Annotated in this window: 25 protein-coding genes; 8 read left to right on the top strand and 17 right to left on the bottom strand. The window is 67.0% G+C overall.

Going from position 1 to position 24,887, the window contains the following annotated elements; genetic code table 11:
- The coding region (locus tag H6G16_RS11820) for a hypothetical protein (protein ID WP_190390501.1) at positions 1-1,617 on the top strand (1,617 nt) is incomplete at its 5' end.
- Between the two features lie 130 nt (positions 1,618-1,747).
- Here H6G16_RS11820 and H6G16_RS11815 read toward each other — a convergent pair.
- Positions 1,748-2,194, bottom strand: a complete 447-nt coding sequence (locus H6G16_RS11815; RefSeq protein WP_190390500.1) for a hypothetical protein — start codon at positions 2,192-2,194, stop codon at positions 1,748-1,750.
- A gap of 251 nt (positions 2,195-2,445) precedes the next feature.
- Between H6G16_RS11815 and H6G16_RS11810 the strand changes: the two genes are divergently transcribed.
- Positions 2,446-4,500, top strand: coding sequence for an HAD family hydrolase (locus tag H6G16_RS11810; RefSeq protein ID WP_190390499.1), 2,055 nt, complete (start codon positions 2,446-2,448; stop codon positions 4,498-4,500).
- Here H6G16_RS11810 and H6G16_RS11805 read toward each other — a convergent pair.
- Complete coding sequence (locus H6G16_RS11805; RefSeq protein WP_190390498.1) at positions 4,464-5,492, bottom strand: LCP family protein; 1,029 nt, start codon at positions 5,490-5,492, stop codon at positions 4,464-4,466. The genes H6G16_RS11810 and H6G16_RS11805 overlap by 37 nt on opposite strands.
- Positions 5,493-5,546: 54 nt before the next feature.
- Positions 5,547-6,746 (bottom strand): formate-dependent phosphoribosylglycinamide formyltransferase, encoded by a 1,200-nt coding sequence (gene purT / locus H6G16_RS11800; RefSeq protein WP_190390497.1) that lies wholly within the window; start codon positions 6,744-6,746, stop codon positions 5,547-5,549.
- A 52-nt stretch (positions 6,747-6,798) separates the two neighbouring features.
- Here purT and H6G16_RS11795 point away from each other — a divergent pair, with 52 nt between their 5' ends.
- Positions 6,799-6,972: a cytochrome B6 gene (locus tag H6G16_RS11795; protein ID WP_190390496.1), complete on the top strand. Its 174-nt coding sequence runs from the start codon at positions 6,799-6,801 to the stop codon at positions 6,970-6,972.
- Positions 6,973-6,982: 10 nt separating this feature from the next.
- Here H6G16_RS11795 and H6G16_RS11790 read toward each other — a convergent pair whose 3' ends face one another.
- From H6G16_RS11790 to H6G16_RS11780, 3 genes are all read right to left on the bottom strand, one after another.
- Positions 6,983-7,219 (bottom strand): hypothetical protein, encoded by a 237-nt coding sequence (locus tag H6G16_RS11790; protein ID WP_190390538.1) that lies wholly within the window; start codon positions 7,217-7,219, stop codon positions 6,983-6,985.
- 24 nt (positions 7,220-7,243) lie between these two features.
- Positions 7,244-8,278 carry a phospho-N-acetylmuramoyl-pentapeptide-transferase gene (gene mraY, locus H6G16_RS11785; RefSeq protein ID WP_242036412.1) on the bottom strand — a complete coding sequence of 345 codons (1,035 nt, stop codon included), beginning with the start codon at positions 8,276-8,278 and terminating at the stop codon, positions 7,244-7,246.
- A 118-nt stretch (positions 8,279-8,396) separates the two neighbouring features.
- A complete protein-coding gene (locus H6G16_RS11780; RefSeq protein ID WP_242036386.1) occupies positions 8,397-8,672 on the bottom strand; it encodes a DUF3134 family protein in 276 nt (91 codons plus the stop codon).
- A gap of 61 nt (positions 8,673-8,733) precedes the next feature.
- On the opposite strand from H6G16_RS11780, the gene H6G16_RS11775 reads away from it, so the two are divergent.
- Entirely contained in the window at positions 8,734-8,976 is a 243-nt protein-coding gene (locus tag H6G16_RS11775; protein WP_242036411.1) for a hypothetical protein, read from the top strand.
- A 17-nt stretch (positions 8,977-8,993) separates the two neighbouring features.
- The gene (locus H6G16_RS11770) at positions 8,994-10,199 is read left to right on the top strand and encodes an argininosuccinate synthase (RefSeq protein WP_190390493.1); all 1,206 of its coding nucleotides are present in this window, start codon (positions 8,994-8,996) and stop codon (positions 10,197-10,199) included.
- Here the strand turns inward: H6G16_RS11770 and H6G16_RS11765 are convergent.
- From H6G16_RS11765 to H6G16_RS11750, 4 genes are all read right to left on the bottom strand, one after another.
- A complete protein-coding gene (locus H6G16_RS11765; protein WP_190390492.1) occupies positions 10,196-10,609 on the bottom strand; it encodes a hypothetical protein in 414 nt (137 codons plus the stop codon). The two genes, H6G16_RS11770 and H6G16_RS11765, sit on opposite strands and share 4 nt — an antisense overlap.
- A gap of 49 nt (positions 10,610-10,658) precedes the next feature.
- Positions 10,659-11,021: a 30S ribosomal protein S6 gene (rpsF, locus tag H6G16_RS11760; RefSeq protein ID WP_190390491.1), complete on the bottom strand. Its 363-nt coding sequence runs from the start codon at positions 11,019-11,021 to the stop codon at positions 10,659-10,661.
- A gap of 78 nt (positions 11,022-11,099) precedes the next feature.
- Positions 11,100-11,561 (bottom strand): Tic20 family protein, encoded by a 462-nt coding sequence (locus H6G16_RS11755; protein WP_190390490.1) that lies wholly within the window; start codon positions 11,559-11,561, stop codon positions 11,100-11,102.
- A 26-nt stretch (positions 11,562-11,587) separates the two neighbouring features.
- Positions 11,588-12,487 (bottom strand): shikimate dehydrogenase, encoded by a 900-nt coding sequence (locus H6G16_RS11750; RefSeq protein WP_190390489.1) that lies wholly within the window; start codon positions 12,485-12,487, stop codon positions 11,588-11,590.
- Positions 12,488-12,600: 113 nt separating this feature from the next.
- Between H6G16_RS11750 and dnaK the strand changes: the two genes are divergently transcribed.
- A complete protein-coding gene (gene dnaK, locus H6G16_RS11745) occupies positions 12,601-14,508 on the top strand; it encodes a molecular chaperone DnaK (protein WP_190390488.1) in 1,908 nt (635 codons plus the stop codon).
- Positions 14,509-14,592: 84 nt separating this feature from the next.
- Here dnaK and pstS read toward each other — a convergent pair whose 3' ends face one another.
- From pstS to psbQ, 3 genes are all read right to left on the bottom strand, one after another.
- The gene (gene pstS / locus H6G16_RS11740; protein ID WP_190390487.1) at positions 14,593-15,612 is read right to left on the bottom strand and encodes a phosphate ABC transporter substrate-binding protein PstS; all 1,020 of its coding nucleotides are present in this window, start codon (positions 15,610-15,612) and stop codon (positions 14,593-14,595) included.
- 53 nt (positions 15,613-15,665) lie between these two features.
- Positions 15,666-16,754: an FAD-dependent oxidoreductase gene (locus tag H6G16_RS11735; RefSeq protein ID WP_347238877.1), complete on the bottom strand. Its 1,089-nt coding sequence runs from the start codon at positions 16,752-16,754 to the stop codon at positions 15,666-15,668.
- A 67-nt stretch (positions 16,755-16,821) separates the two neighbouring features.
- A complete protein-coding gene (psbQ, locus tag H6G16_RS11730; protein ID WP_242036409.1) occupies positions 16,822-17,292 on the bottom strand; it encodes a photosystem II protein PsbQ in 471 nt (156 codons plus the stop codon).
- A gap of 174 nt (positions 17,293-17,466) precedes the next feature.
- On the opposite strand from psbQ, the gene purU reads away from it, so the two are divergent.
- Positions 17,467-18,339 carry a formyltetrahydrofolate deformylase gene (purU, locus tag H6G16_RS11725; protein ID WP_190390484.1) on the top strand — a complete coding sequence of 291 codons (873 nt, stop codon included), beginning with the start codon at positions 17,467-17,469 and terminating at the stop codon, positions 18,337-18,339.
- Here purU and H6G16_RS11720 read toward each other — a convergent pair.
- The 3 genes from H6G16_RS11720 to acnB form a co-directional block, all read right to left on the bottom strand.
- The gene (locus tag H6G16_RS11720) at positions 18,290-19,891 is read right to left on the bottom strand and encodes a radical SAM protein (protein ID WP_347238876.1); all 1,602 of its coding nucleotides are present in this window, start codon (positions 19,889-19,891) and stop codon (positions 18,290-18,292) included. The two genes, purU and H6G16_RS11720, sit on opposite strands and share 50 nt — an antisense overlap.
- Before the next feature lie 94 nt (positions 19,892-19,985).
- Positions 19,986-20,291, bottom strand: coding sequence for a hypothetical protein (locus tag H6G16_RS11715; protein ID WP_199289367.1), 306 nt, complete (start codon positions 20,289-20,291; stop codon positions 19,986-19,988).
- Positions 20,292-20,371: 80 nt separating this feature from the next.
- Complete coding sequence (gene acnB / locus H6G16_RS11710) at positions 20,372-22,987, bottom strand: bifunctional aconitate hydratase 2/2-methylisocitrate dehydratase (protein WP_190390483.1); 2,616 nt, start codon at positions 22,985-22,987, stop codon at positions 20,372-20,374.
- Positions 22,988-23,106: 119 nt separating this feature from the next.
- Here acnB and H6G16_RS11705 point away from each other — a divergent pair, with 119 nt between their 5' ends.
- A complete protein-coding gene (locus tag H6G16_RS11705; protein WP_190390482.1) occupies positions 23,107-24,201 on the top strand; it encodes a 3-deoxy-7-phosphoheptulonate synthase in 1,095 nt (364 codons plus the stop codon).
- A gap of 10 nt (positions 24,202-24,211) precedes the next feature.
- Here the strand turns inward: H6G16_RS11705 and H6G16_RS11700 are convergent, their stop codons facing one another.
- Complete coding sequence (locus H6G16_RS11700; RefSeq protein WP_190390481.1) at positions 24,212-24,886, bottom strand: dolichol kinase; 675 nt, start codon at positions 24,884-24,886, stop codon at positions 24,212-24,214.
- Between the last annotated feature and the right edge of the window lies 1 nt (position 24,887).

Here is a 24,887-nt window from a genome sequence, read left to right as displayed (position 1 = left end):
TGGCAGTGGGAAAGTGCCTTTGGGGTGGAGCTGAACGATGATGGAACAACAGGGTATGCCGCTGTTGATGTGGTTGGAGGGCGCCTGGTGCGCCCGATCGGAGCTGTTTATGGGGGGACCTACTACATCGACCGTGATGGCGATGGGGATACGGATGACCTGCTGAAGCTGCGCAACAGCTCGGGTGTGAGTTACAGCGATGCGAGTTCAGCATCGTGGGACGCCAAGGGAGCACGTGCTTTTGGAACTGGGTATCAAGTGCTGCTGGATGGCACGGGGGCCTATGAAGGTCAAGGCCTGGTCTGGACCACGAACAGCGCTGGAGTGATTACGGGCAGTACGGGCTGGCTCTCGGGCCAGAGCCTATGGACGTGGGAAGACGCTTTCGGGTTTGACGTTAATGCGGATGGTGCCCTTGGTGATCCCAATGCATATCAGCCCAATCCCCTTCTGCCTATTAGAACCGACCTTCTTCAAACCACGTATCTAATAAGCCAAACTGATTATAGAACCTCAACGACAATCGAGTCCTCCGGCTCACGTACAGATTCTTTTTCCTACTCATATGATTATCAATATCTCTTAGATGCTCAAGACAGGCCTCTGGCTGTCAAGCGAGATACGATTCAACTTGATTCTACATATACTCAATCCGGTCCTGACTATGTTGATTATTTTTATTATATCTACGGCCCTAGCGGCATTGCTGTTGCTGAGTTCTTCGCTGAGGACAATCGTGAAGGTTATATCGCTAACCCTGTTGAGCTTCGTCGAATTGTAACTGTTAACGTCCTCGATGGTGGGTTGATCGCCGCAGAAAAGCTTGTTTTTTCTCAGGGTAGTCTTTATGCGGGTTCCTTTGGTCAAAGTTTGTCGTTAAGTGAAGCTGTCGGCTATCGATATGAAAGCGGTCCCAACGGTGGCATTTTCAATGAAGCAATTGAAAACCTTCCTTGGCCTGATCCCACAACCTTTGATGCAAGTGTTGAAATCTTCGGCGGTGTACGACAGACAACCTACACCTCGACTCCCATGAGTTTTTATGATGGTCGGCTTGTTGTCACTGAGACCGGTGATTCCATTGGTTATGACGCAGTTGTCTTCAATCCTCCCTCAGGCGATGATGAGGCGGGAATATCTTTTTCGGTCGACCTCTATGAGGGTGGTTCGGATAGCCTGTTGCGCTGGCTTCGGTCTGATGTGCTTTTCGACTCTCCTAGTTCTGCCCTGGAGATCATCAGCGGGGCCTACCTAAATGTATTTGGTGCCGCAGAGCCATCGGATAGTCTCTTGGCATCCCGACTTGTATCACAGGGTTCCTATGGGATTGGAGATGATCCATATTCGCGCTCTGTTGTGTATCAATACGATTCTCTAACCGGTCTAATGACGGGCTTCAGCGAGTCTTATCGCTCTGAAGATCCGTTTGGTTCATATAGTTCTCAAACTAATATCCAGGCTACCTATTCGACGGGTCTGTCCGCAGAAGCTCAATTGATCCCTGATTCTTCTTTGCTCGATGCGATGTCAACGCAATTGGCTCAGACTGCACTCCTGCAATTCCAGTGGACCCCGGAACAAGGCTTGTTGTTTGCCGATCTCTACACTGGGCTTTAGGCCTGAAGTTCGCGTCTCAACCGATCTTGAGTTCAAAAGCCGTGATGGCCTTATAAGCTGATTACAAAAACAATTGCGCAAGAACCCTTCTTGTTGGCGGGGATGGCTTTGAAAGGCGTTGGTTATCGCCCTATTCCCTTACCGTGTAGCTGATCTGCTCGCCCACCTTAAAGAGTGGGATCGTGGTGTTGATCACGGTGTCCACCGTGGAGATTTCGTCTGGGCTTTCGTCGGTGCGTACCACTACTACGCCTGGCGGGTTGGTGTAGGTGTAAATGTTGGTGCTGTTGGATTCCTCAAACCGGCCTGAGCCTGATGTCTTGATCGGTTTGGGTCCTTTTTTGTACCAGGTTTCGTTGAATACAAAGCTGTTCTTGCCCGTGCTCACCTGTTCCACATGGCTGTAGGAGCCATCGGTTGAGCTGCCTCTCCATTTCGAGGTGCGGGTGTTGAGCGCGGAGGCTGGATCATCCCTTCGCTTGGCGCGGGTCAGCTCATCACAGGCCAGCAGGTTGCCAGCCAGGAGCAGCCCTGTCGCGAGGGCGAGTCCGCGATGGAGCGCCTGTTGGCTTGCCATGTCCGATTCCCACACCATGGCTGACTGCACCCTATGGACCCTGGCGGGCCGTGTCAAACGGCCTGGGTGCCAGCAGTTCCCCCGAATTGTGTGCTCCCCGTCATTCAGCTTCATGGACCGCTTTTGGCCGAAAGAGCCAGCCATAGCTGCGGTTTGCCTTGTTCAGGTTGCGTCGTGCGAGTTCGCTCCTGTGTCGTAATGCGGACGGTGGTCGCTGAACTCGCTATCGATAGGGGCAGTTGTCCTGCCCTGTGGGTTTGTACCTCCTTCACTTGCACCTCCATGGCCTGTTTCGGGGTCATGACCTCGAACTGGGTCGTGATGCGGACACCGGAGGGCAGACCACCTACGTGCTCGAGTTGGCCCGCAGCCTCGCCCTGCGGCCGGAGGTGGAGCGGCTGGACGTGGTGACACGGCTGATCCGGGATCGCCGCGTGTCTGCCGATTACGCCCAGCCCTGGGAGTCGCTGGGCCCCGGTGCCGCCATACGGAGGCTGGCCTTCGGGCCACGCCGCTATCTGCGCAAAGAGTTGTTGTGGCTGCACCTCGATGCGTTGGCCGATGCGCTCACGGAAAGCCTGCTTGCCCAGGACCGTTTACCCGATTGGATCCATGCCCACTACGCCGATGCCGGTTACGTGGGTGCCCTGCTGCGGCAGCGTTTGGGCATTCCGCTGGTGTTCACCGGCCACTCCCTGGGCCGGGAGAAGCGGCGGCGCCTGATCGATGCGGGTGTGGATCCGCGTCAGATCGAGGAGCACTACGCGATGGCCCGGCGCATTGAAGCTGAAGAACTCGCCCTGGCCCACAGCAATCTGGTGGTGACCAGCACCCGGCAGGAGCTGGAGGTGCAGTACGCCCGCTATGGCCGCTTCTGCGCGGATCAGGCCGCCGTGATTCCCCCCGGTGTCGACCTGCGCCAGTTCTTTCCGCCCCAGGCCGCCCTGGAGGAACCCCTGGTGCAGGGGCTGATCGAGCCCTTTCTGCGCGATCCCGCCAAGCCGCCGGTGCTGGCCATCTGCCGGGCCGATCACCGCAAAAACATTCCGGCCCTGGTGGAGGTGTTTGGTCGCTCCGAGCGTCTGCGGCAGCAGCACAACCTCGTGCTCCTGCTGGGTTGCCGCAACGACCCCCGCCAGCTGGAGAAGCAGCAACGGGAGGTGTTCCAGCAGGTGTTCGAGCTGGTGGACCGCTTTGATCTCTACGGCCAGGTGGCCTATCCGAAGCAGCACGAGCGCCACCAGATTCCGGCCATCTACCGCTGGGCGTCACGGCTGGGTGGTGTGTTCGTCAATCCAGCCCTCACCGAGCCCTTCGGCCTCACCCTGCTGGAGGCCGCGGCCTGCGGTGTACCAATCGTGGCCACCGATGACGGCGGTCCCAAGGACATCCTGGCTCGCTGCCAGAACGGTCTGCTGGTGGACGTGTCCGACCTCGATGCCCTGCAGCAGGCCGTGGAGGACAGCCTGGCCCAGCCTGAGCGCTGGCGGCGCTGGCGTGACAACGGGGTGGAGGCAGTGAGCCGCTCCTTCAGTTGGGACGCCCATGTGAACCACTACCTGGGGGCGGCGACGGCCGCGGGCCACCAGGCCGCCAGCCTGCGGCCCCGCCGCTGGTTTCAGCAGGGTGAAACCGTTCCGCCTGAGCGTCCCGAACGGCTGATCGTGCTCGATCTCGATGCCAGCCTGGCCGATCCGGATCCGAGCACCCTGGCTGAATTGCGGCGACGTTTGCTGGCCGAACCCCAGCTGGGCATTGGCCTCACCAGCGGCCGCTCGATCCAGGCGGCCCGCCAGCGCTTTGCTGAACTCCACCTGCCCGAGCCCTGGCTGTGGATCACCCAGGCCGGCACCGAGATCCACATCCGCACGGCCGAGGGCCTCTGGCCCGATCACCACTGGCAGCGCCACATCGGCCGGCGTTGGGACCGGGGTGCGGTGCAAGCCGCGCTGGCGCCACTCCAACCGCGGCTGCGCCTGCAGGATCCGGCCCAGCAGGGTGCCTTCAAGGTGAGCTATCTGCTGCAGGAGCCCGACCAGGGCATCCTGCCCCTGGTGCGTCAGACCTTGCAGCAGCACGCTCTGGCGGCCCGAGCCCACCTCTTCCAGCACTGGTACTTGGATGTGCTGCCGCTCACCGCCTCCAAAAGCGAGGCCCTCCGCTATGTCGCCCTGCGCTGGCAGCTACCCCTCAGCGCCATCCTGGTGGAGGCCAGCGAGCAGGGGATTGGAGCATCACCGCTTTCTGCGGGGCTGAAGACTCTTCTCCCTCAGGGCAGGGGTTCTTCGCTGCTGACGCCGGCGTAGTGGCTGTTGCCGTCGGGCATCCAGTAGCTCAGGTCGTTGTGCCAGAACGCCCGGCCGGGCAGTTGGCGGGTGGCGAGTTTGGTGCTGGCCATGGCGGTGAGCAGCTGCCCCATCTCCACGGGGGAGAGATCGGTTTTGACATCGTCGCCGGCGATCTTGAGCAGCTCCGGCAGCCGGGCCAAGGTGGTGGGCTGGGCCAGTTTGCGGAACACCTCGGCGAGCACCAGTTTTTGCCGCTCCATGCGGCCCAGGTCGCCCAGTTCATCGTGGCGGAAACGCAGGAAGCCTTCGAGCTGCTCCCCCTTCAGCACCTGGCGGCCGGGGTACAGGTCGATGTAGAGGTTTTGGGTGTTGTCGACGTAGTACAGGCGCTTGGGCACGTCGACCTCGACCCCGCCGAGGGCGTCCGCCAGGTGTTCAACGGCCCGCAGGTTGACCCGCACATAGCGGTCCACCGGTGCATCCAGCAGGTTGGTGAGTTCCTGTTTCAGGGCCCCCATGCCGCCGAAGGCATAGAGGGCATTGGCCTTGACGATGCCGTACTCGGCCGATTCCACAAAGGTGTCCCGCGGCACCTGGGTGAGCTGGGTGGTGCCGTCCTTCAGCTGCACCGTGAACATCACATCGGTGTTCTCGCCCACGTTGTCGGTGCCGATCACCAGGATGCGCCGGTTGCCGATGCCGAAGGGATTGATCAGGCTGGTGAGGTGTTGGGGCCCATGCACCAAGGCCGCCATCGCCCCACTGGCCAGCTGGGGCAGGGGCCCGGCCAGGCCATAGCCGAGGGCGATGCCCAGGGCGAAGGGCACCAGGGGGCGGCGTCGGTTGCGGCGAGGGCTCTCGCCGGCGTGAGCAGCGGGTTTGGGCCGGCCGGTCTGGCGTTGCTCACGCCCTGATTGGCGCTGCTCCCGAAGGTTGTGCAAGTCGGTGACCACAGCCCCGCGACTGCTGTCGCGTCGGCTGCGACGCGGGCGGGGTTGGGCCTGGCTCATGGCGGCACCATAAGGGCCGAAACCCTGCTGCACCAGGGGGTGAGCGCCGCTTGCTCAGCTGGAGGGCTCCACGCGGATCTGGGCGGCGGCCCCATCGGCCTTGCGGCGGGCCTCGGCCTCGTTGCTGCCGCGGGCCAGGGCCACGCCCATGCGCCGCTGGGGGCGGGCCTCCGGCTTGCCGAACAGCAGCACCTGGGTGTCCTCCTCGCTGAGGGCTTCTGCCACGCCGCTGTAGGTCACCGGTGCGCCGGCGGCCTCCGCCAGGATCACCCGGCTGGCGGCTGCGCCGAGGCTGCGAATGGCTGGGATCGGCAGGCCCAGCACCGCCCGCAGGTGCAGCTCGAACTCGCTCAGGTTCTGGCCCACCAGGGTCACCAGGCCCGTGTCGTGGGGGCGGGGTGAGAGCTCGGAGAACACCACCTCGAGCTCCCCAGCGGGGGTGCGGCAGAGAAAGAATTCCACGCCGAACAGGCCGGCACCGCCCAGGTTGTCGGTGACGGCCTGGGCCATGGATTGGGCAGCGGCCAGCTCGGCGTTGCCCAGGACGGCCGGCTGCCAGCTGGCCTGGTAGTCGCCCCGCTCCTGGATGTGGCCGATCGGTGGGCAGAAGAGGGTGGGTCCTGCCCACTGCTTCACGGTGAGCAGGGTGATTTCCAGCTCGAAGCGCAGGAACTCCTCCACGATCACTCGCGCACCGGCACCACGGGCGCCGGCCAGGGCGGCGTCCCAGGCGGCGGCGATGCCCTCGGGCCCCGGCACCACGCTCTGCCCCTTGCCTGAGGAGCTCATCACCGGCTTCACCACCACCGGCCAGCCCAGTCCGGCTGCCGCCGCGGCCAGCTCCTCGGCGCTTTCGGCGTAGGCGAAGCGGGCCGTGCGCAACCCCAGCTCCGTGGCGGCCAGGTCGCGGATGCGGTCGCGGTTCATGGTGACGGCCGTGGCCCGGGCCGTGGGAATCACGGTGATGCCCTCGGCTTCCAGCTCGGCCAGGGCATCCACGGCCAGGGCTTCGATCTCCGGGATCACCAGGTCGGGCCGGTGGCGGCGCACCACGGCCTTGAGGGCCTCGGCGTCGGCCATGGCGATCACCTCGGCCACGTCGGCCACCTGCATGGCCGGGGCGCCGGCGTAGCGGTCCACCGCGATCACCCGGCAGCCGAGGCGCTGGGCGGCGATGGCCACCTCCTTGCCCAGTTCACCGCTGCCCAGCAGCATCAGCGTGGCCGGCAGGGCACTGGGGGCTGGTGAGGCCATGGGGGACACCCGGCAAGATGGCTTTGATTTTCCTCCACACCGGGGCGCCTCGATGGGTTGGCTGTTGGGATTGCCATTGGGGTTCAGCACCGCCGGGGATGCCGCCAACGGTCTCCTGTTCGGCTGGGATATCGCCACCCTGCAGAAGTGGGCCCTGATCTATCTGGGCCTCTCCTCACTCGCCTTCGTGGTGGTGTGGGTTGTGGGTTATCTGCGGCGCAATTGAGCCTGGCCTCTCAAGGCAGCAGGGTGAGTTGCCGCACCGGCGATTCTTCGTTGATGAAGCCGTAGGCCTCGAAGACCGCTGGATCGGGGTGGGTGATGTGCTGGCCATCGCTGTGGCGCTCCAGTTGGAAGCCCTCGCTGGCCATGCGCCGCATCAGTTCGGCCGCCTCTTCAAAGCGGGAGGCCATGGCCGCCAGGCTGGCGCAGTCGGAGGTGAGGCCGGTGTCCTTCCAGCTGAAGTAGGCCATGGGGGGCGGTGGCAACGGCAGGGCTCAGGGCAGCAGCACCAAACCCAACACCACCAGTAGCAGGCTGGCGACCCAGAAGCGGATCACCACGCCCTGTTCCGCCAACCCACCCAGTTCGAAGTGGTGGTGCAGCGGCGCCATCCGCAGCAGGCGTCGACCCTGGCCCGTGGCCGGGTTCTTGGTGGCTTTGAACACCCACACCTGCAGGATCACCGAGAGGGATTCAGCCAGGAACACCCCGCCCATCAACAGCAGCGGCCAGAGGCTGTTGGAAAGCAGGGCCACGGCGCTGAGGGCGGCCCCCATGGCCAGGGAGCCGGTGTCTCCCATGAACAGCCGGGCCGGGTGGCGGTTGTGGGCCAGAAAACCCAGCCAGCAGCCCGCCATGGCGGCGCAGAAGCCGGCCAGGGATGCATCTCCTTCGTGGCCGCGCAGCATCAGCTGCAGCCCCAGGCCGGTGAACACCACGGCGCCGCAGCCGGCCGCCAGTCCGTCGAGACCATCGGTGAGGTTGGTGGCGTTGCTTTCGGCCAGAAACACAAACAGCCCCAGGGGCCAGATCAGCAGCCCGATCGGCAGCACCCAGCCCAGGGGCAGGCCGATGTCGCCGGCGTCGGCGCCCCCCAGCCACTGGCCGGTGGCGGCCCAGGCCAGAAACAGCACGGCCGCTCCGGCCTGGAGCAGCAACTTGCCCCGGGGCGTCAGGCCCGTGTTGGTGCGGCGGGTGAGGCTGCGCCAGTCGTCGATGGCGCCGATGGCCATGTAGGCCAGGGTGATGGCGGCAACGGCCAGCAGGCGCGGATCACTCGGGGTGATCAGGCCGCCCACCAGCACGCCCACGGGCACCACCAGCAGCCCACCCATCGTGGGGGTGCCGGCCTTGCTCAGGTGGCCCTGGGGCCCCTCTTCCCGGATCACCTGGCCGAGCTTCAGCCGGCGTAGCCGGGGCACTCCCCAGGCGGTGACCGCCGCGCTGATCAGGATTGCCAGCAGCAGGGGCGGGGTGAGCTGGGCGGCTCTGGTGTGCCAGTCGACCAGCAGACAGGCCAGCAGCAGCAGAGCGCCGAGGGCCCAGGCCGCCTGGCGGCTGGTGACGCTTCCCTCGGAGGGCTGGCCAGAACCGGAAGACAGGACCAAGGGAAGGGGCGCTCGCTCGCCCCAGTCTCCCCTGCCCGATTCAGTCTTCCCAGTCTTCGTCCTGTTGCTCGTCGTCCTTGTTGTAGTCCTCCTTTTCGCCCATCAGCGCCGAGAGCTCTTCCTCTTCCACCGTGCTCACTTCGGTGCTGGCGGTCTCCTCGTCGGCCACCAGGCGGCCGCTGGTTTCCAGCCAGCTCAGCAGGTCGGGCTCATCCCGCAGCGGCAGCACCGGTGCCGGCTCGCTGCGCCCGTAACGGGTGAGCGAGGGGTTGATCGTGTCGAGTCGACTGCTGCCAGTGGTCGCCAGTTTGCTCATCGGAGGAGGCTGCGCCCAGTACGTCCAATCCACCACCATAGCGAGGTATCCGGTGGTTCCCATGAAGCTGGCTGGGGTGGTGCGCCTCTGGGCCCTGGCGCTGGCGATCAGTGCCGTGCTGGCCGCCGCTGGGGAGCGCTGGCCGGCTCCCTTGCCCCTGCAGCCGTCACTGGTGTGGAGCCTGGTGTGGCTGCCGCCGCTGGGGATGGGGCTCTGGTTGCTGGTCCGTTGGCGGCTGCCTGGGGGCTCCGGGGTGCCCGATCCGGGCGCTCCCGACCCCGACAGGGGAGAATCGATCGATTGAGCGCAGGGAGTGCGTTGATGGGTCGGGCGAAGAAGGCGGTGCTGGCCTATTCCGGCGGCGTGGATACCAGCGTCTGCATTCCCTACCTGATGCAGGAGTGGGGCGTGGAGGAGGTGATCACCTTCGCCGCCGACCTGGGCCAGGGCGACGAACTGGAGCCGATTCGCCAGAAGGCCCTCGATTCCGGCGCCAGCCAGTCGATCGTGGGCGATCTGATCGAGCCCTTCATCACCGAATTCGCCTTTCCAGCGATCCGGGCCAATGCCCTCTATGAAGGCCGCTACCCGCTCAGCACGGCCCTGGCCCGGCCGCTGATCGCCCGCCGTTTGGTGGAGATTGCCCGGGAGGTGGGGGCCGATGCGGTGGCCCACGGCTGCACCGGCAAGGGCAACGACCAGGTGCGCTTCGATGTGGCCATCGGGGCTTTGGCACCCGATCTCAAGGTGCTCACCCCGGCCCGGGAGTGGGGCATGAGCCGGGAGGAAACGATCGCCTACGGCGAGCGCTGTGGCATTCCCTCACCCGTGAGCAAGAAGTCCCCCTACTCGATCGACCTCAACCTGCTGGGCCGTTCGATTGAGGCCGGCCCCCTGGAGGATCCCAACGTGGAGCCCCCGGAGGAGATCTATGCCATGACCGTGTCGGTGGATGCGGCTCCGGCGGCGCCCCAGATCGTGGAGATCGGCTTTGAGCAGGGCAATCCGGTGAGCCTCGATGGCGTGCGCCTCGATCCCGTGAGCCTGATCCGTCAGGCCAATGCCCTGGCCGGCGGCCACGGCTTCGGCCGCCTCGACATGGTGGAAAACCGGGTGGTGGGCATCAAGAGCCGGGAGATCTACGAAACCCCTGGGCTGCTGCTGCTGATCAAGGCCCACCAGGAACTCGAGAGCCTCACCCTGGCCGCGGATGTGCTGCGCACCAAGCGCCAGCTGGAGCAGCAATGGGCCGATCTGGTGTACCAGGGCCTGTGGTATGGCCCCCTCAAGGAGGCCCTCGATGGTTTCATCGAGCGCACCCAGCAGAGCGTCAACGGCAGCGTGCGCATCAAGCTGCACAAGGGCAACGCCACCGTGGTGGGGCGCAGCAGCGCCACCAACAGCCTCTATGTGCCCACCATGGCCACCTACGACGCCGGCGATCAGTTCGATCACCGCGCTGCCGAGGGTTTTATCTATGTGTGGGGTCTGCCCACCCGTCTCTGGGCGGCGTCACGCCGGCGCTAGGCCGCCCGGTTGCCGTTGAAGCCGAAGGCGTGCAGCAGGGCCTGGCGCATCCGTGGACGGTCTTCCTGTCGGGGCATGAGGTAACGCTGCCGGCTCGGTTCTGAGCCCGGCTGCAGTTGCAGCAGGTGGTGCCGCAGATCGGCGTTGTCCTCGAGTAGCCGCTGCTGCTGTTCGAGCATCGGCTGCAGGCGCTGGCGGAACTTGTCTTCGAACAGGGCCGGCAAATCGTCCAGCAGGGCTTGCATCGCCTGCAGTTCTTCACGGGTTTTGGCGAGTTCCTGTTCCAGTTCTTCCTGCCGCTCTCGCTGCTGGTGCCATGAAAAAACCGAAGCGGCAGAAGGCTGCCACTTCGGTGCGGGTGGGATCACCGCCGGTGAACCCGATTCGGTTGTGCTGCGGTCCAGCTCCATGGCGGGACATTACGATCCAGCCCGTTATTCCACAAGCTGGATAGCGATTTCAGACCGCGGCGGGCTCCATGGGGGCCGCTTCGCTCACGGCACCGGGCAGGGAGCGGGGAGCGGGCATAGGGCCGTCCTGCTTGACGGTGAGATAGCGGATCACATCCTCGGAGAGACGCATGGCCCGCTCCAGCGGGGCCACCTGCTGGCCGTCACCGTTGTGGTTGAGCTGCACGTAGATGCCTTCACGGTGCTTGGCGATCGAATAGGCGAGACGGCGCTTGCCGCGCATCTGGCAATCGAGCACTTCACCACCGGATTCGGTCACCAGATCGCGGTACTTGGCGACATGGGTCTCCACCTCTTCCTCCGGGATGTCCGGACGAAGGATGTACATGGTCTCGTAATAGGGCTGCGTCATGGTCGCTTCGGAGGTGTCGCCTCAGGGTTTGGGGCAGCGGCCAGCGGGCTGAGGCCCACCAGCGACGGATCGATCACCTTACAACTGCATCCGCACCGCCTCGGACAGGCTGGGGATCTCGGCGTCCTTGCCCCGCAGGTTCTGGATCACGGCGAAGGCCACCAGCACCAGAATCCCCAGGAACACCGTGTTGCTGAGGGTCTTGCCGACAAAATCCAGGGCATTGAGCTGGAGCACCTGGAAGGCCAGCGCCACCAGCACCACCACGATGTCCACCAGGATCGCCTGCAGCACGTTGAAGCGGATCAGGTAGGGCACCCGGTTGTTGCGCACCACGGCCAGGTAGAGCACCAGGAACAGCACCAGCCCGCCAAAGGGCACCACCTGCTCCAGCAGCGCCACCGGCAGGGCCGGCAGGCCCAGCCATTGCAGGGCCGGGAACAGGCCCACCAGGCCCCGGCCGAAGCCGTAGGCATCGCTCCAGGGCAGCAGGTAGGCCAGGGCGGCGAGCAGCCGTTGCCAGATCGGGGGTGCCTGCATGGCCTCAACACTGCCGGGGTTTCAGGCTAAGCGGGCTCGAGCTGGGCCAGGGCCGCCGCCCGCATCGCCGCCACGGGCACGGTGTCGAGACCCGTCCACTGGCGCAGGGCCGCCGCCCCCTGCTGCACCAGCATCTCCAGCCCATCCAGGCCCTGGCAGCCCCGGGCGCCGGCGGCCCGGAGCAGGGCGGTGGGCCTGGGTGTGTAGATGAGGTCGTAGACGGTGCTGTCGGCTTGCAGGGCCTCCAGTTCCGCCGCGGTGAGCGGGCAGCGCTGGGCCGCTGCGGGGTCGCTGGCCGAGGCCATGCCCACCGGCGTGGTGTGCACCACCAGATCGGCCTGGGCCAGGGCGTGGGCGAGCTCGGGCCCGTCGGCTCGCCAGGCGAGCCCCTCCAGCTGGGGCGCCCAGCTGCGGCAGGGGCCCAGCAGGGCCTCGAGGGTGGTGGCGTTGCGGCCCGCCACCTGGATGGCACCGCAGCCCAGTTCCACCAGGCCGGCCACCACGGCCCGGGCACTGCCGCCGCAGCCCAGCACCACCGCCCGCTTGCCCTGCCAGGGGCTGCCGCTCGTCCGCAGGGGAGCCAGAAAGCCCGCCACATCCGTGTTGTCCCCCAGCCAGCCGCCTTGGGGGTGGCGCACCAGCGTGTTCACGGCCCCCACCCGCTCGGCCAGGGGGGAGAGGCCGCGGCACAGCTGGGCCACCGCCTGCTTGTGGGGCAGGGTGACGTTGAGGCCACGGCACGCGACGGCGTCCAGCCCCCGCACCACCGTCTCCAGCTGCCCAGCGGGCACGGGCAGGGCCAGGTACACCCAGTCGAGCCCGAGCTCGGCCAGGGCGGCGTTGTGCATCGCCGGCGACAGGGAGTGGCGCACGGGATCGCCGAGAACTCCAGCCAGGGCAGTGTGTCCGGAGATCGGTCGGGCCATGGGCGCAGGCGGCAGCGGCAGGGGCTGTTCGGGAACCACACCTCGCCTGGGAAGGCTCCGGCTGCTGAAGATGCTCCCAGTCAGATTCATTCACCGTAAGGAGGTGGGAACCCATGGGCAAGGTTGTCGGTATTGACCTTGGAACCACGAACAGCTGCGTGGCCGTGATGGAGGGGGGCAAGCCCACCGTGATCGCCAACGCCGAGGGGTTCCGCACCACCCCGTCCGTGGTGGCCTACACGAAGAACCAGGACCAGCTGGTGGGGCAGATCGCCAAGCGTCAGGCGGTGATGAACCCCGAGAACACCTTTTATTCCGTCAAGCGCTTCATCGGCCGTCGGGTGGATGAGGTGAACGAGGAGTCGAAGGAAGTGAGCTATGGCGTCGAGAAGGTTGGCGCCAACGTCAAGGTGAAGTGTCCGGTGCTGAACAAGCAGTTCGCCCCCGAGGAGGTGAGCGCCCAGGTGCTGCGCAAGCTGGCCGAAGACGCCGGCAAGTACCTCGGTGAAACGGTCACCCAGGCGGTGATCACCGTTCCCGCCTACTTCAACGACTCCCAGCGCCAAGCCACCAAGGACGCCGGCAAGATCGCTGGCCTCGAAGTGCTGCGCATCATCAACGAGCCCACGGCGGCCGCCTTGGCCTACGGCCTCGACCGCAAGAGCAACGAGCGCATCCTGGTGTTCGACCTGGGCGGCGGCACCTTCGACGTGTCCGTGCTCGAGGTGGGTGATGGCGTGTTCGAGGTGCTCTCCACCTCCGGTGACACCCACCTGGGTGGCGACGACTTCGACAAGGTGATCGTGGATCACCTGGCCGACAGCTTCAAGGCCAACGAGGGCATTGATCTGCGTCAGGACAAGCAGGCCCTGCAGCGCCTCACTGAGGCCGCTGAAAAGGCCAAGATCGAGCTCTCCAGCGCCACCCAGAGCGAGATCAACCTGCCGTTCATCACGGCAACGCCTGAAGGGCCGAAGCACCTCGACCTCACCCTTACCCGGGCCAAGTTCGAGGAGCTCGCCTCCAAGCTCATCGACCGCTGCCGCGTGCCGGTGGAGCAGGCCCTCAAGGACGCCAAGCTCTCCTCCGGCGAACTCGACGAGATCGTCATGGTGGGCGGTTCCACCCGCATCCCCGCGGTGCTGGAGCTGGTCAAGCGCGTGACCGGCAAGGACCCCAACCAGACCGTCAACCCCGATGAAGTGGTGGCCGTGGGCGCCGCCATCCAGGGCGGTGTGCTGGCCGGTGAGGTCAAGGACATCCTGTTGCTGGATGTCACCCCGCTGTCCCTCGGCGTGGAGACCCTCGGCGGCGTGATGACCAAGATGATCACCCGCAACACCACCATTCCCACCAAGAAGACCGAGGTGTATTCCACGGCGGTGGACGGGCAGACCAACGTGGAGATCCACGTGCTGCAGGGTGAGCGGGAGATGGCCAGCGACAACAAGTCGCTCGGCACCTTCCGCCTCGATGGCATCCCCCCCGCTCCCCGGGGCGTGCCCCAGATCGAAGTCACCTTCGACATCGACGCCAACGGCATCCTCAGCGTGACCGCCAAGGACAAGGGCAGCGGCAAGGAGCAGAGCATCTCCATCACCGGTGCCTCCACCCTCAGTGAAAACGAGGTGGAGAAGATGGTGAAGGACGCCGAAGCCAATGCCTCGGTGGACAAGGAGAAGCGCGAGCGCATCGACCTGAAGAACCAGGCCGAAACCCTCGTCTACCAGGCCGAGAAGCAACTCGGCGAGCTGGGCGACAAGGTGGGCGCCGAGGACAAGGCGAAGGTGGAGGCCTCCTCCGCCAAGCTCAAGGAGGCGATTGCCAAGGAAGACTTCGACACGATGAAGTCGGAGCTGGAAACCCTCCAGCAGGTGCTCTATGCCGCCGGTGCCGCCGTGTACCAACAGGCTGCCGGCGCTGAGGCCGGTGGTGCTGCTCCGGGTGGCAACGGTGCTGATGCCGGCGCCGGTTCCGCCAGCGATGACGTGATCGACGCCGAGTTCACCGAGAGCAAGTGAGCCCGGTTTACTGAAGGTCTGGACTCCCTCGGGAGTCCTTCAGCCCCCCGTCAGGGGGGCTTTTTGCTGGGCTGGGCCCGGGGCTCAGGCGCCCACGCCGGCTAGGGCGGCCTTGGCTTTGGTGACCACCGGGGCGGGCAGGGTGATGTAGCCCAGGGCTGGGGCCTGCTGCTGGGCTGCGTCACTCAGGGCGTAGGCCAGGGTGCGCTGCAGGGCGGGCAGCTTGCTGCCGTTGCCGCTCTTGTAGAGCAACACCCAGGTGAAGGTCACGATCGGGTAGCCGGCGCTGGGGTTGGGATCGCTGCCGGTGAGGTCAGCCCCCAGGTTGATCGTGGCCAGGGCCTGGCTGGCGCTGGCGGCATCGGGGCGGGCGTAGGTGCCGGAGCGGTTGGCGATCGCGGCGGCCTGCAGGGCACCCCGCACGTAGGCGGCCTCCACATACCCGATGCTGCCCTTGGTCTGCAGCAGGCTCGCGGCGACGCCCTCATTGCCCTTGGCGCCGACACCGGTGGGCCAGTTCACCGATTTGCCCACGCCGGGACCGTTCTTCCAGCTGGGGCTGAACGCGGCCAGGGAGTTCGTGAAGTTGTAGGTGGTGCCGGAGCCATCGGAGCGCACCACCACCTGGATCGGCTGGTTGCTGCAGCCCAGCTCCTGGAAATTTTTGATCTTGCCCTCGAAGATCTGCACCAGCTGGGCCTGGCTGAGCTTGAGGTTGCAGCCGGGCAGGTTGTAGGCCACGGCGATGGCGCCGGCGGTGAGGGGCAGCTGCACCACGCCTCGTTGGATGGCCGCGGCTTCAGCGCTGTCCAGGGGTTTGTCACTGGCCGCGAAGTCGACCGTGCCCGCCTCAAATTGGCGCACGCCGGCCCCCGAGCCCACCGACTGGTAGTTGACCTGGATCTTCTCCTGGCTGGCCAGATCGGCAAACCAGCGCTGGTAGAGGCCCGCCGGGAAACTGGCTCCGGCGGCCTGCAGCGCCTGGCTGGTGCCGCCAGTGTTCGGGCCGCCACCTGGGTTGCCGCAGCTGCTGAGGCTGAGCAGGCCGGCCAGGCCTAGGCCAGTTCCCAGCAGGGCGCTTGGGCGGACGCGGGTGACGGCCATGGAGGAGCGAAAGACAGGGTTGGGTGGTCCCGGATCCGAGCCACCCGCGCAGGTTAGGGCTTCGTTAAAAGATCTCCGGACGGCGCTTCCAGCTGGTCGGCGACCCATTCCGCGGTGGCCGGGGCCAGCAGCACGCCGTTGCGGTAGTGGCCGCTCGCGAGCAGCAGGCCTGGTTCCAGGTGCTCCAGCAGCGGTGCCGGCCGACCGACCGGATGGGGCCGGTGCCCCTGCCACTGGCGGAGCACCTCCGCCTGCTGCAGCCAGGTGGGGGCCGCACCGCCCAGGCGTCGCAGGCTGGCCAGGGCGGCGGGGTCGGGGTGGTCCCCCGGCTCCAGGGTGGCCCCCAGCCACAGCCGGTTGGGGGGGCGGGGCACCAGGTTGAGTCCTTGCCACACCATGGCGCCAGGCCAGGGGGTGTTCCAATTGCTGGTGGGGGGCAGCGCCAGTTCCAGGGCTTGGCCCAGCACCGGCTCCAGGGCCCGCCCATGGCCGAGGGGCTCCAGCAGGGCGGCGCTGGCCACCCCGGCACAGAGCACCACCACCTCGGCTTGCAGCGCCTGGCCTCCGCGCGTCTGCACCGTCCAGCCTGCCGGGCTCCGCTCCAGCTGCGCCGCGCCATCGCAGCAGGTTTGCAGGCCCCGTTCCAGCCCATCCCGCAGCAGCGCCTCCAGCACCGGTGCGGGATCCAGCTGGCCGTCCTGCGGGGAGAACAGACCCCCCAGGGCGGCTTCCGGCAGGGCTGGGGCCAGGTCATCAAGCTGCTCCCGGCTCCAGAGTTCCAGGGGCAGCCCCATGGCCTGACGGTCGGCCACCAGCCGTTGCTGGCGTTCCAGCTCCTCGGCGCTGCTGGCCAGCAGCAGCAGGCCTGGTCGCCAGGGCAGGGGCTGGCCCCGCTCCTCCAGTTGCTGACGCCACTGGCCCCACAGCTCCAGGCTGCGCTGGCGCAGCCGCCAGGCCCGGCCACTGTGGCGGTGAAACACCTGGGCCATCAACACGCCCAGGGCGGCCCAGCTGCCCGTGTCCGGAGGCGGGTTGCAGCGGCGATCGGAGTCCAGCGGCAGGGGATCGAGCAGCAGCACCCGGTGGCCGCGCCGCAGCAGCTCCCAGGCACAGGACCGGCCCACCAGTCCGGCGCCGATCACAACGACCGAGCGGGGACGGGCGGGCCGGGCCAGACCCTCGCCAGGGCTGGGGGAGGCGATCAGCAGATCAGACCTGCTTCAGGTTTTCCTGCACCTGGGCGGGGAACACCTGGGCGTAGAGGCCGAAGCCGCTGGCCACCTTGATGTAGGCCTTGCGCAGCTTGTCGCCGTCCTGGAGGCGGCAGGCCTCATCGAGCTGGGCCAGGGCCGTCTTCAGGGCGGTGGCCCGCTTTTCAGCTTCGGGGCGGTCGGCGGGCAGCAGGCGCTGGTTGATGTAGCTCATTTCCCGGCCCACTTCCTGCATGGGGCCATGGATCAGGTTGGCGGTGAACACCCAGTTGCGCTCATTCACCAGGCTGGCCAGCTCGGGCAGGCGGTTGCGGGCGGCCAGGAAGCCTTCGGCCTGGCGCTCGATCAGGGCCATGTCGGCCGGGCTGATGCTGGGGGCCTTGCGGCCCTGGCTGCCGTCACAGGCGGCCAGACCCAAACACAGCACCGCCACCAGGCCCACCATCACCAGACGGCGCAGCTGCTGCATCAGGGCAGCGGTGGCCGAAGAAATCCGCGCAGAAGCCATCACAGGGACCAACACCAGGATCGTGGCGCTGAGTGTATCGGGGCTGGCCTGCCGCCCCACTCCGTCTGTAGCCCCTTGCAATCTGGGCCTGGCCACCCTGGAGGTGCTACGTCTGCATGGACGTCGACCGCGGCCATGTCTGCTCCCACCGCCATCCTGCAGATGCTGTGTCCGGATCAACCCGGACTGGTGCGGGAGCTCTCCGGGTGGGTGGCTGCCAACGGGGGCAACATCGTGCATGCCGACCACCACAGCGATCAGGGCGCCGGCCTGTTTCTGAGTCGGATTGAGTGGCAGCTGGAGGGCTTTGGCCTGCCCCGGGAGGCGATCTGTCCCACGGCCCAGGCCCTGGCGGAGCGGCTGGGTGGCGAATACAAGGTGACCTTCTCCGATGACCGCCCGCCGGTGGCGATCTTCGTGAGCAAACAGGACCACTGCCTGCTGGATCTGCTGTGGCGGGTGCGGACCGGTGAGCTGCCGATGCGGGTGCCGCTGGTGATCGCCAACCACCCCGATCTCGGCTCGATCGCCGAGGAGTTTGGAGCGCACTTCGAGTACGTGCCGATTTCAGCGGTCAACCGGGAGGAGGCGGAGGCCCGCCATCTGGCCCTGTTGGCGGAGCACCGGATCGAACTGGTGGTGCTGGCCAAGTACATGCAGGTGCTCACCCCCCAGTTTTTGGCGAGCTTTGATCCCCCCGATGCCTTCCACCGGGTGATCAACATCCACCACTCGTTTCTGCCGGCCTTCAAGGGTGCCCAGCCCTATCACCGGGCCTGGGAGCGGGGCGTGAAGCTGATCGGGGCCACGGCCCACTACGTGACCGAAGAGCTCGATGGCGGCCCGATCATTGCCCAGTCCACCGTGGGTGTGGGCCACCGCGATGAGGTGGACGACCTGATCCGCAAGGGCCGCGACACCGAACGCCTGGCCCTGGCCCGGGCCGTGCGCCTGCACCTCAAGCACCAGGTGATGGTGTATCGGGGGCGGACGGCGGTGTTTGAGTGAGCTCCGGTTCACGCTGTTTGAGGGCCTCTGCTGCGTGCGAGTGCAGCGTTGTCTTGGGCAGCGGTCCCTCCAGGTGGTCCCAGGGCAGCACGCGCTCCGAGCTCCAGGTGGCGTGAATGACGTCCTCCCAGCTGGGTAGGTCGGCGCCGGGCTGTTCGCGGATGGCTCGGTACGCCTGTTTCCAGCCCCCCAGGCTGTCGTGGTTGCCGCGGGCGGCGGCGATCACCGGGGCGAGGCGGCGGTCACTGCGGGACAGCAGGGCCTGGATCACGCTCCAGCCGTAGCTCTCGGGCCGCAGTTCGATGCCCTTGGGCTTGAGCCGCTTGGCCAGCAGCTTGAGCCGTTTGTCGGCCTCGGGGCGCACGCCCTGCCACTGGAAGGGGGTGTGGGCCTTGGGCACGAAGGTGCTCACCCCCAGGGATAGCCGCAGCCCTGGGGTGGCCTTTTTCAGATCCAGCAGCAGCGCCGCGGTGGCCTCCACATCGGCCTCCTCTTCGGTGGGTAGGCCCACCATCCCGTAGAGCTTCAGGCCCGTGAGGCCGCCCTCCTTGGCGTAGCGGGCGGCGGCGTAGATCTCCTCGGTGGCGAGTTTTTTGTTCACCACCTGGCGGATCCGCTCGCTGCCGCTCTCGATCGCGATCGTGAGCGACTTGCTGCCCCGCTTGGCCAGGATGCGCCCCAGTTCGGGGGTCACGGTGGCGGCTCGCACGGAGCTCACGCTGACGCGGGTGCCCTCAAAGCGATCCTGATCCAGCCAGGCCAGCAGGTCGGCGAACTGGGGGTGTTGGGTCACCGAAGCTCCGAGCAGCCCCAGGCGCTGGGTGGCGGCGAGCCCCTTCTCCACCGCTGGGATCAGGCCGTCGTCGAGGCTCGGTGTGCGGAAGGGCAGGGTGAGGTAGCTGGCCAGGCAGAAGCGGCACAGCTCCGGGCAGCTGCGCACCACCTCCACCATATGGATCGAGGGCCAGGCCGCCTCGGGCGTGATCACGGTGGAGTGGCTGAGGGTGTTGCCGCGCCAGGTCTGCTTGGCCACGGTGGCGGGGATGCCGGCCTCCGTGGGTTCCACCGCCAGCAGCTCGCCCTCGCTCGCGTAGCGGGGGGCATAGAGGCTTGGCACGTACACCCCCGGCACCTGGGCCAGGCGGCGCAGCCGTTCCGCCCGCGGCGCCTCGCGGTGCGCCTGCAGGGCATCCACAAAGGCGGGCAGCAGCAGCTCACCGTCGCCCAGCAGCACCACATCGAAGAAGGGGGCCAGCGGCTCGGGGTTGGCCGTGAGCACGGGCCCGCCGCCGAACACGATCGGGTCGCTGTCGCCGCGCTCGCTGGCCCAGAGCGGGATGCGCTGCTGCTCGAGCAGATCCAGCAGCACGGGCCCATCGAGCTCCCAGCTCAGCGACAGGCCGAACAGGTCGCAGTGGCGGTGCGGTGGGTCGCCCTGGTCGGTGAACAGGCGCCGCACGTCCACATCGGCCCGCTGGGCCAGCGTGGCCCACACCACCTGGTAGCCCAGGCTGGTGATCCCCACCGTGTAGGTGCTGGGGAAGGCCAGCACGGCCCTTAAGGCTCCGGCTACCGGCTGGGCGGGCTCAAACAGCAGGGTTTCCTGGTTCAGGGGCTGGGGGCCGGTGGTCCCACCAGCGTGTCATTCAGCGCGAACCGCCAGAAGCGGCCTTGAGCCAACGATCGGCCTCCTCCACACTGGCTTTGCCGCTGCTCTTTTCGAACACACAGATTTCCAGTCCCCGCTTGCCCTGCATGTGGGGCTGGGGATAGCGGCCCTCCAGCACCAGCAGGCTGAGGCCTGGGCCCGGCAGGTCCAGCCGTTCACCCCGGACCCGCATCTGGGTGAGACGGCTGGCGGCCCCGCAGGCCGTGCGCACCTTGGCGTCGTAGGCGCTCCAGGCGGCAGGACTGGAGGCCTGGGTGGGAGTGATCCCGAGGGCCAGGCCCAACGCGAGTCCCAGGGGCAGCCCCCATGGATGTCTCGAAAGCAAGCGACGGTCTGCAGTCATGGGATAGGGGGGCCTTGGGCTCAAACCCCCGCCAGCAGTTTGGCCTCCTCGTCAGCGCTCACCACCCGGCCGGCATCTTCGAAGCCGGCGATCTGGTCGAAGTTGAGGTAGCGGTAGAGCTCATCGCCATAGGGATCGATCTTTTCGGCGGCGATGGCCAGATATTCGGTTTTGGTCGGGATCCGGCCCAGCTGGGCGCACACCGCCGCCAGCTCGGCGCTGCCGAGGTACACCTGGGCGCCGTTGCCGAGGCGGTTGTTGAAGTTGCGGGTGCTGGTGGAGAACACGGTGGTGTTGTCCTCCACGCGCGCCTGGTTGCCCATGCAGAGGGAACAGCCGGGCATCTCCATGCGGGAGCCGGCGGCTTCGAAGGTGGCGTAATAGCCCTCCTCCTTCAGCATCTCCTCGTCCATGCGGGTGGGCGGGCACACCCACAGGCGCGCGGCGTTCTGTCCCTGGCCCTCGAGCACGTTGGCGGCGGCGCGGTAGTGGCCGATGTTGGTCATGCAGGAGCCGATGAACACCTCATCGATCGGTTTGCCCGCCTCCTCGGAGAGCAGCTTGACGTTGTCGGGGTCGTTGGGGCAGGCCAGGATCGGCTCGGTGATCTGGTCCAGGTCGATCTCGATCACGGCGGCGTACTCCGCATCGGCATCGGCCTCCAGCAGCACCGGATTGGCCAGCCAGGCCTCCATCGCCTGGATGCGGCGGGCCAGGGTGCGGGCATCGCCGTAACCCCGGGCAATCATGTTCTTGAGCAGGGCCACGTTGCTGCGCAGGTATTCGCTCACCGTCTCCACGCTCAGCTTGATCGTGCTGCCGGCACAGGAGCGTTCGGCGGTCGCGTCTGTCAGTTCAAACGCCTGCTCCAGCTTGAGATCGGGCAGCCCCTCGATCTCCATGATCCGGCCGTTGAAGACATTTTTCTTGCCCTCCTTGGCCACCGTCAGCAGCCCCTGCTGGATCGCCACATAGGGGATGGCGTTCACCACATCGCGCAGGGTCACGCCTGGCTGCAGCTTGCCGGTGAACTTCACTAGCACCGATTCGGGCATGTCCAGCGGCATGGCGCCGATGGCCGCCGCAAAAGCCACCAGACCCGAGCCGGCCGGGAAGGAGATGCCGAGGGGGAAGCGGGTGTGGCTGTCGCCGCCGGTGCCCACGGTGTCGGGCAGGAGCATGCGGTTGAGCCAGCTGTGGATGATGCCGTCGCCGGGGCGCAGGGCCACGCCACCGCGGGAGGCCATGAAATCCGGCAGTTCGGCGTGGGTTTTCAGGTCCACCGGCTTGGGATAGGCCGCGGTGTGGCAGAAGCTCTGCATCACTAGGTCGGCGCTGAAGCCCAGGCAGGCCAGCTCCTTCATCTCATCGCGGGTCATGGGCCCGGTGGTGTCCTGGGAGCCCACGGTGGTCATCAGCGGCTCGCAGCTGGTGCCGGGGCGCACGCCCGGCAGGCCGCAGGCCTTGCCCACCATCTTCTGGGCCAGGGTGAAGCCCTTGCCGGTGTCGGCCGGGGCTACGGGCCGGATGAACAGCTCGGAGGCGCTCAGACCCAGCTGGGCACGCACCTTGTCTGTCAGGGAGCGGCCGATCAGCAGGGGGATGCGGCCACCGGCGCGCACCTCATCGGTGATCGTGCTGGGCTTGAGCTCGAAGCGGGCCACGATGTCGCCGGCGCCCGGTTCACCGGCGGCGCGCTCGATCGTGCCGGCGTAGGGCCGGATCGTGATCACATCACCGGAATTGAGGGCGCTCACGTCGCACTCGATCGGCAGGGCGCCGGAGTCTTCGGCGGTGTTGAAGAAGATCGGGGCGATCTTGCCTCCCAGCACCACGCCGCCGCTGCGCTTGTTGGGCACGTGGGGGATGTCGCTGCCGGTGTGCCACAGCACCGAGTTGATGGCCGATTTGCGGGAGCTGCCCGTGCCCACCACATCGCCCACGTAGGCCACCGGGTGACCCTTGGTTTTCAACTGGGCGATCAGCTCCAGGCCCCCCGGCATGCGGGTCTCCAGCATCGCCATGGCGTGCAGGGGGATGTCCGGGCGGGTGGTGGCGTGGGTGGCGGGGGAGAGGTCGTCGGTGTTGGTCTCCCCCTCCACCTTGAACACCGTCACGGTGATCTCCGCCGGCAGCTCGGGCTTGGCGGTGAACCACTCGGCGGCGGTCCAGCTGTCCACCACCCGCTTGGCGTAGGGGTTGCTGGCCGCCAGCTCCAGCACATCGTGGTAGGCGTCGTACACCAGCAGGGTGCGGCTGAGGCCGGCGGCGGCGGCCTCGGCAATGGCCGGATCGGCGTTGGAGAGCAGGGCGATCAGGGCGCCCACGTTGTAGCCGCCGATCATCGTGGCCAGCAGCTGTACGGCCTGCACCGGACTGACGAGCGGGCTGCTGGCGCTGCCCTGGGCCACGGCGCTCAGCCAGCTGGCCTTCACGTAGGCGGCCTCATCCACCCCGGGGGGGATGCGCTCACTCAACAGGTGCAGCAAAACCGTCTCTTCCCCGGCCGGCGGGGCCTGCAGCAGTTCGGTGAGCGCTTGGGTCTGCTCGGCGGAGAGCGGCAGGGCGGGCACGCCCAGGGCTTCGCGCTCGGCCGCGGCGGCTCGGTAGCTGGAGAGGAAGCTGGCTGCAGACATGCCCGATCGCATCAATCTGCGTCCCATTCTTCTTCGCGACCGGCCCAGCGTTTGGTCGCCATGGCTGCTGACTAGGGTGGGATGCTCCCGCGCAGCGCCGTTCTGACGGCCTCAGGCCCATGCCCACCACCACCTCCGACTTGCATGTGGTGGAAACCCGGCCACTGGTGTCGCCGGCCCTGTTGCACCGCGAACTGCCGATTACCGAGCGCTCGGCGCTCACCGTGCAGCAGGCCCGGGAGCGGATTCAGGCGATCCTGCACGGCCGCGATTCCCGCCTGCTGGTGATCGTGGGGCCCTGCTCGGTGCACGACGTGGCGGCTGCTAAGGAGTACGCCACCGCGATGGCCGCGGCCCACGAGCGCTATCGGGATGCGCTGGAGATCGTGATGCGGGTGTACTTCGAGAAGCCCCGCACCACCGTGGGCTGGAAGGGCCTGATCAACGATCCCCACCTCGACGGCAGTTACGACATCAACAGTGGGTTGCGGGTGGCCCGCGGCCTCTTGCTCCACCTGGCCGAGATGGGGCTGCCCGCGGCCACGGAATTGCTCGATCCGGTGGTGCCCCAGTACATCGCCGACCTGATCAGCTGGACCGCCATCGGCGCCCGCACCACCGAGAGTCAGACCCACCGGGAGATGGCCTCCGGCCTCTCGATGCCGATCGGCTTCAAGAACGGCACCGATGGCAGTGCCATCACCGCCATCAATGCGATGGAGGCCGCGGCCCGGCCCCACCACTTCCTCGGCATCAACGGCGAGGGCCATGCGGCCATCGTCACCACCACCGGCAACCCCGATGGCCATCTGGTGTTGCGGGGCGGCAAGCGCGGCACCAACTACCACCCCGAGGCGGTGGAGGAGGCCGCTGCCGAGCTGGCCAAGGCGGGCCTGCCCCCCCGTTTGATGGTGGATTGCAGCCACGGCAATTCCAACAAGGACTACCGCCGGCAGGGCGAGGTGGCTGCCCAGGTGGCCGAGCAGCTGCGCGCCGGCTCCACCCACGTGATGGGCGTGATGCTGGAGAGCCATCTGGTGGCGGGCAGCCAGAAGATCCCCAACGATCTGGCCCAGCTGGATGTGGGGGGCCTCACCTACGGCCAGAGCATCACCGATGCCTGCATTGATCTGGCCACCACCACCGCGGTGCTCGACAGCCTTGCCGAGGCGGTGCGGGAGTCCCAGGCTGCCCGCTCCCTGGTGCCGGCCTGAGCTGGGGGGATCAGCTGAGCTGCTGCCAGAGCCACCCGGTGGTCAACGGCACGGTGAAGTTGTCGAGGCCCATCACGGCTATCTGCTCCAGGGCCACGGCCACGCTGGCGATGGCCAGCAGGGCGGCCGGCCCGGGGTGGGGCAGACCAGCGGCCACGGCCAGCTGACGCACCAGCAGCAGCATCGCCAGGCTGCCCAGGGCCATGGCCCCGGTGCCCACGATCGATTTGCGTTGCCCCCAGACCCGCCAGCTCGGCGAGGTCAGCAGGGGGCCCAGCAGTCCGGCCAGGCCATCCCCCACCGCCATCACCAGCACGCCGGCGGCCACCGCGGCCGGGTGCCCCGGCCAGAACAGCAGCAGCAACAGGGTGATCGAGGCGCCGTAGGCGATCGTGCCGTAGCTGGAGCGGCCCACATCTTCGATGGCGGGCAGCAGGCGGAAGCGGTGGTTGAAGGCGGCCACCAGGGTGATGGCTCCGGCGGCGGGCACGGCGATCAGGCGGTCGATGCCGCAGGCCCAGGCGATCGGCACCACGGCTCCGGTGCCGATGTGCACGAGTTTGCGGCTCCACTCCCGCTGCCCACTCCAGCGCCGCCGCACCTCTCGGGCGGCGATCGCCAGCAGGGCGAGCCAACCGGCCACCGCCGCAACGCCCAGGAGCTGTTGCGGCCAGCCGCCGGCCATG

The sequence above is a fragment of the Cyanobium sp. FACHB-13342 genome (genome assembly GCF_014697415.1).
In the GTDB taxonomy this organism is placed as follows: Bacteria; Cyanobacteriota; Cyanobacteriia; order PCC-6307; family Cyanobiaceae; genus Cyanobium_A.
Note: the sequence above shows the minus strand (reverse complement) of the source record. Positions and strands in the feature narration are given on the sequence as shown.

Excerpts from the sequence above, each read along its gene's own strand:
- H6G16_RS11770 (WP_190390493.1), top strand. The coding sequence starts at position 8,994 with ATGGGTCGGGCGAAGAAGGCGGTGCTGGCCTATTCCGGCGGCGTGGAT.
- H6G16_RS11790 (WP_190390538.1), bottom strand. The coding sequence starts at position 7,219 with ATGGCCTACTTCAGCTGGAAGGACACCGGCCTCACCTCCGACTGCGCC.
- rpsF (WP_190390491.1), bottom strand. The coding sequence starts at position 11,021 with ATGACGCAGCCCTATTACGAGACCATGTACATCCTTCGTCCGGACATC.
- H6G16_RS11750 (WP_190390489.1), bottom strand. The coding sequence starts at position 12,487 with ATGGCCCGACCGATCTCCGGACACACTGCCCTGGCTGGAGTTCTCGGC.
- H6G16_RS11705 (WP_190390482.1), top strand. The coding sequence starts at position 23,107 with ATGCCCACCACCACCTCCGACTTGCATGTGGTGGAAACCCGGCCACTG.
- pstS (WP_190390487.1), bottom strand. The coding sequence starts at position 15,612 with ATGGCCGTCACCCGCGTCCGCCCAAGCGCCCTGCTGGGAACTGGCCTA.
- purU (WP_190390484.1), top strand. The coding sequence starts at position 17,467 with ATGTCTGCTCCCACCGCCATCCTGCAGATGCTGTGTCCGGATCAACCC.
- H6G16_RS11795 (WP_190390496.1), top strand. The coding sequence starts at position 6,799 with ATGGGTTGGCTGTTGGGATTGCCATTGGGGTTCAGCACCGCCGGGGAT.
- H6G16_RS11765 (WP_190390492.1), bottom strand. The coding sequence starts at position 10,609 with ATGGAGCTGGACCGCAGCACAACCGAATCGGGTTCACCGGCGGTGATC.
- dnaK (WP_190390488.1), top strand. The coding sequence starts at position 12,601 with ATGGGCAAGGTTGTCGGTATTGACCTTGGAACCACGAACAGCTGCGTG.
- H6G16_RS11815 (WP_190390500.1), bottom strand. The coding sequence starts at position 2,194 with ATGGCAAGCCAACAGGCGCTCCATCGCGGACTCGCCCTCGCGACAGGG.
- purT (WP_190390497.1), bottom strand. The coding sequence starts at position 6,746 with ATGGCCTCACCAGCCCCCAGTGCCCTGCCGGCCACGCTGATGCTGCTG.
- H6G16_RS11700 (WP_190390481.1), bottom strand. The coding sequence starts at position 24,886 with ATGGCCGGCGGCTGGCCGCAACAGCTCCTGGGCGTTGCGGCGGTGGCC.
- acnB (WP_190390483.1), bottom strand. The coding sequence starts at position 22,987 with ATGTCTGCAGCCAGCTTCCTCTCCAGCTACCGAGCCGCCGCGGCCGAG.
- H6G16_RS11780 (WP_242036386.1), bottom strand. The coding sequence starts at position 8,672 with ATGAGCAAACTGGCGACCACTGGCAGCAGTCGACTCGACACGATCAAC.
- H6G16_RS11775 (WP_242036411.1), top strand. The coding sequence starts at position 8,734 with ATGAAGCTGGCTGGGGTGGTGCGCCTCTGGGCCCTGGCGCTGGCGATC.
- H6G16_RS11755 (WP_190390490.1), bottom strand. The coding sequence starts at position 11,561 with ATGCAGGCACCCCCGATCTGGCAACGGCTGCTCGCCGCCCTGGCCTAC.
- H6G16_RS11805 (WP_190390498.1), bottom strand. The coding sequence starts at position 5,492 with ATGAGCCAGGCCCAACCCCGCCCGCGTCGCAGCCGACGCGACAGCAGT.
- psbQ (WP_242036409.1), bottom strand. The coding sequence starts at position 17,292 with ATGCAGCAGCTGCGCCGTCTGGTGATGGTGGGCCTGGTGGCGGTGCTG.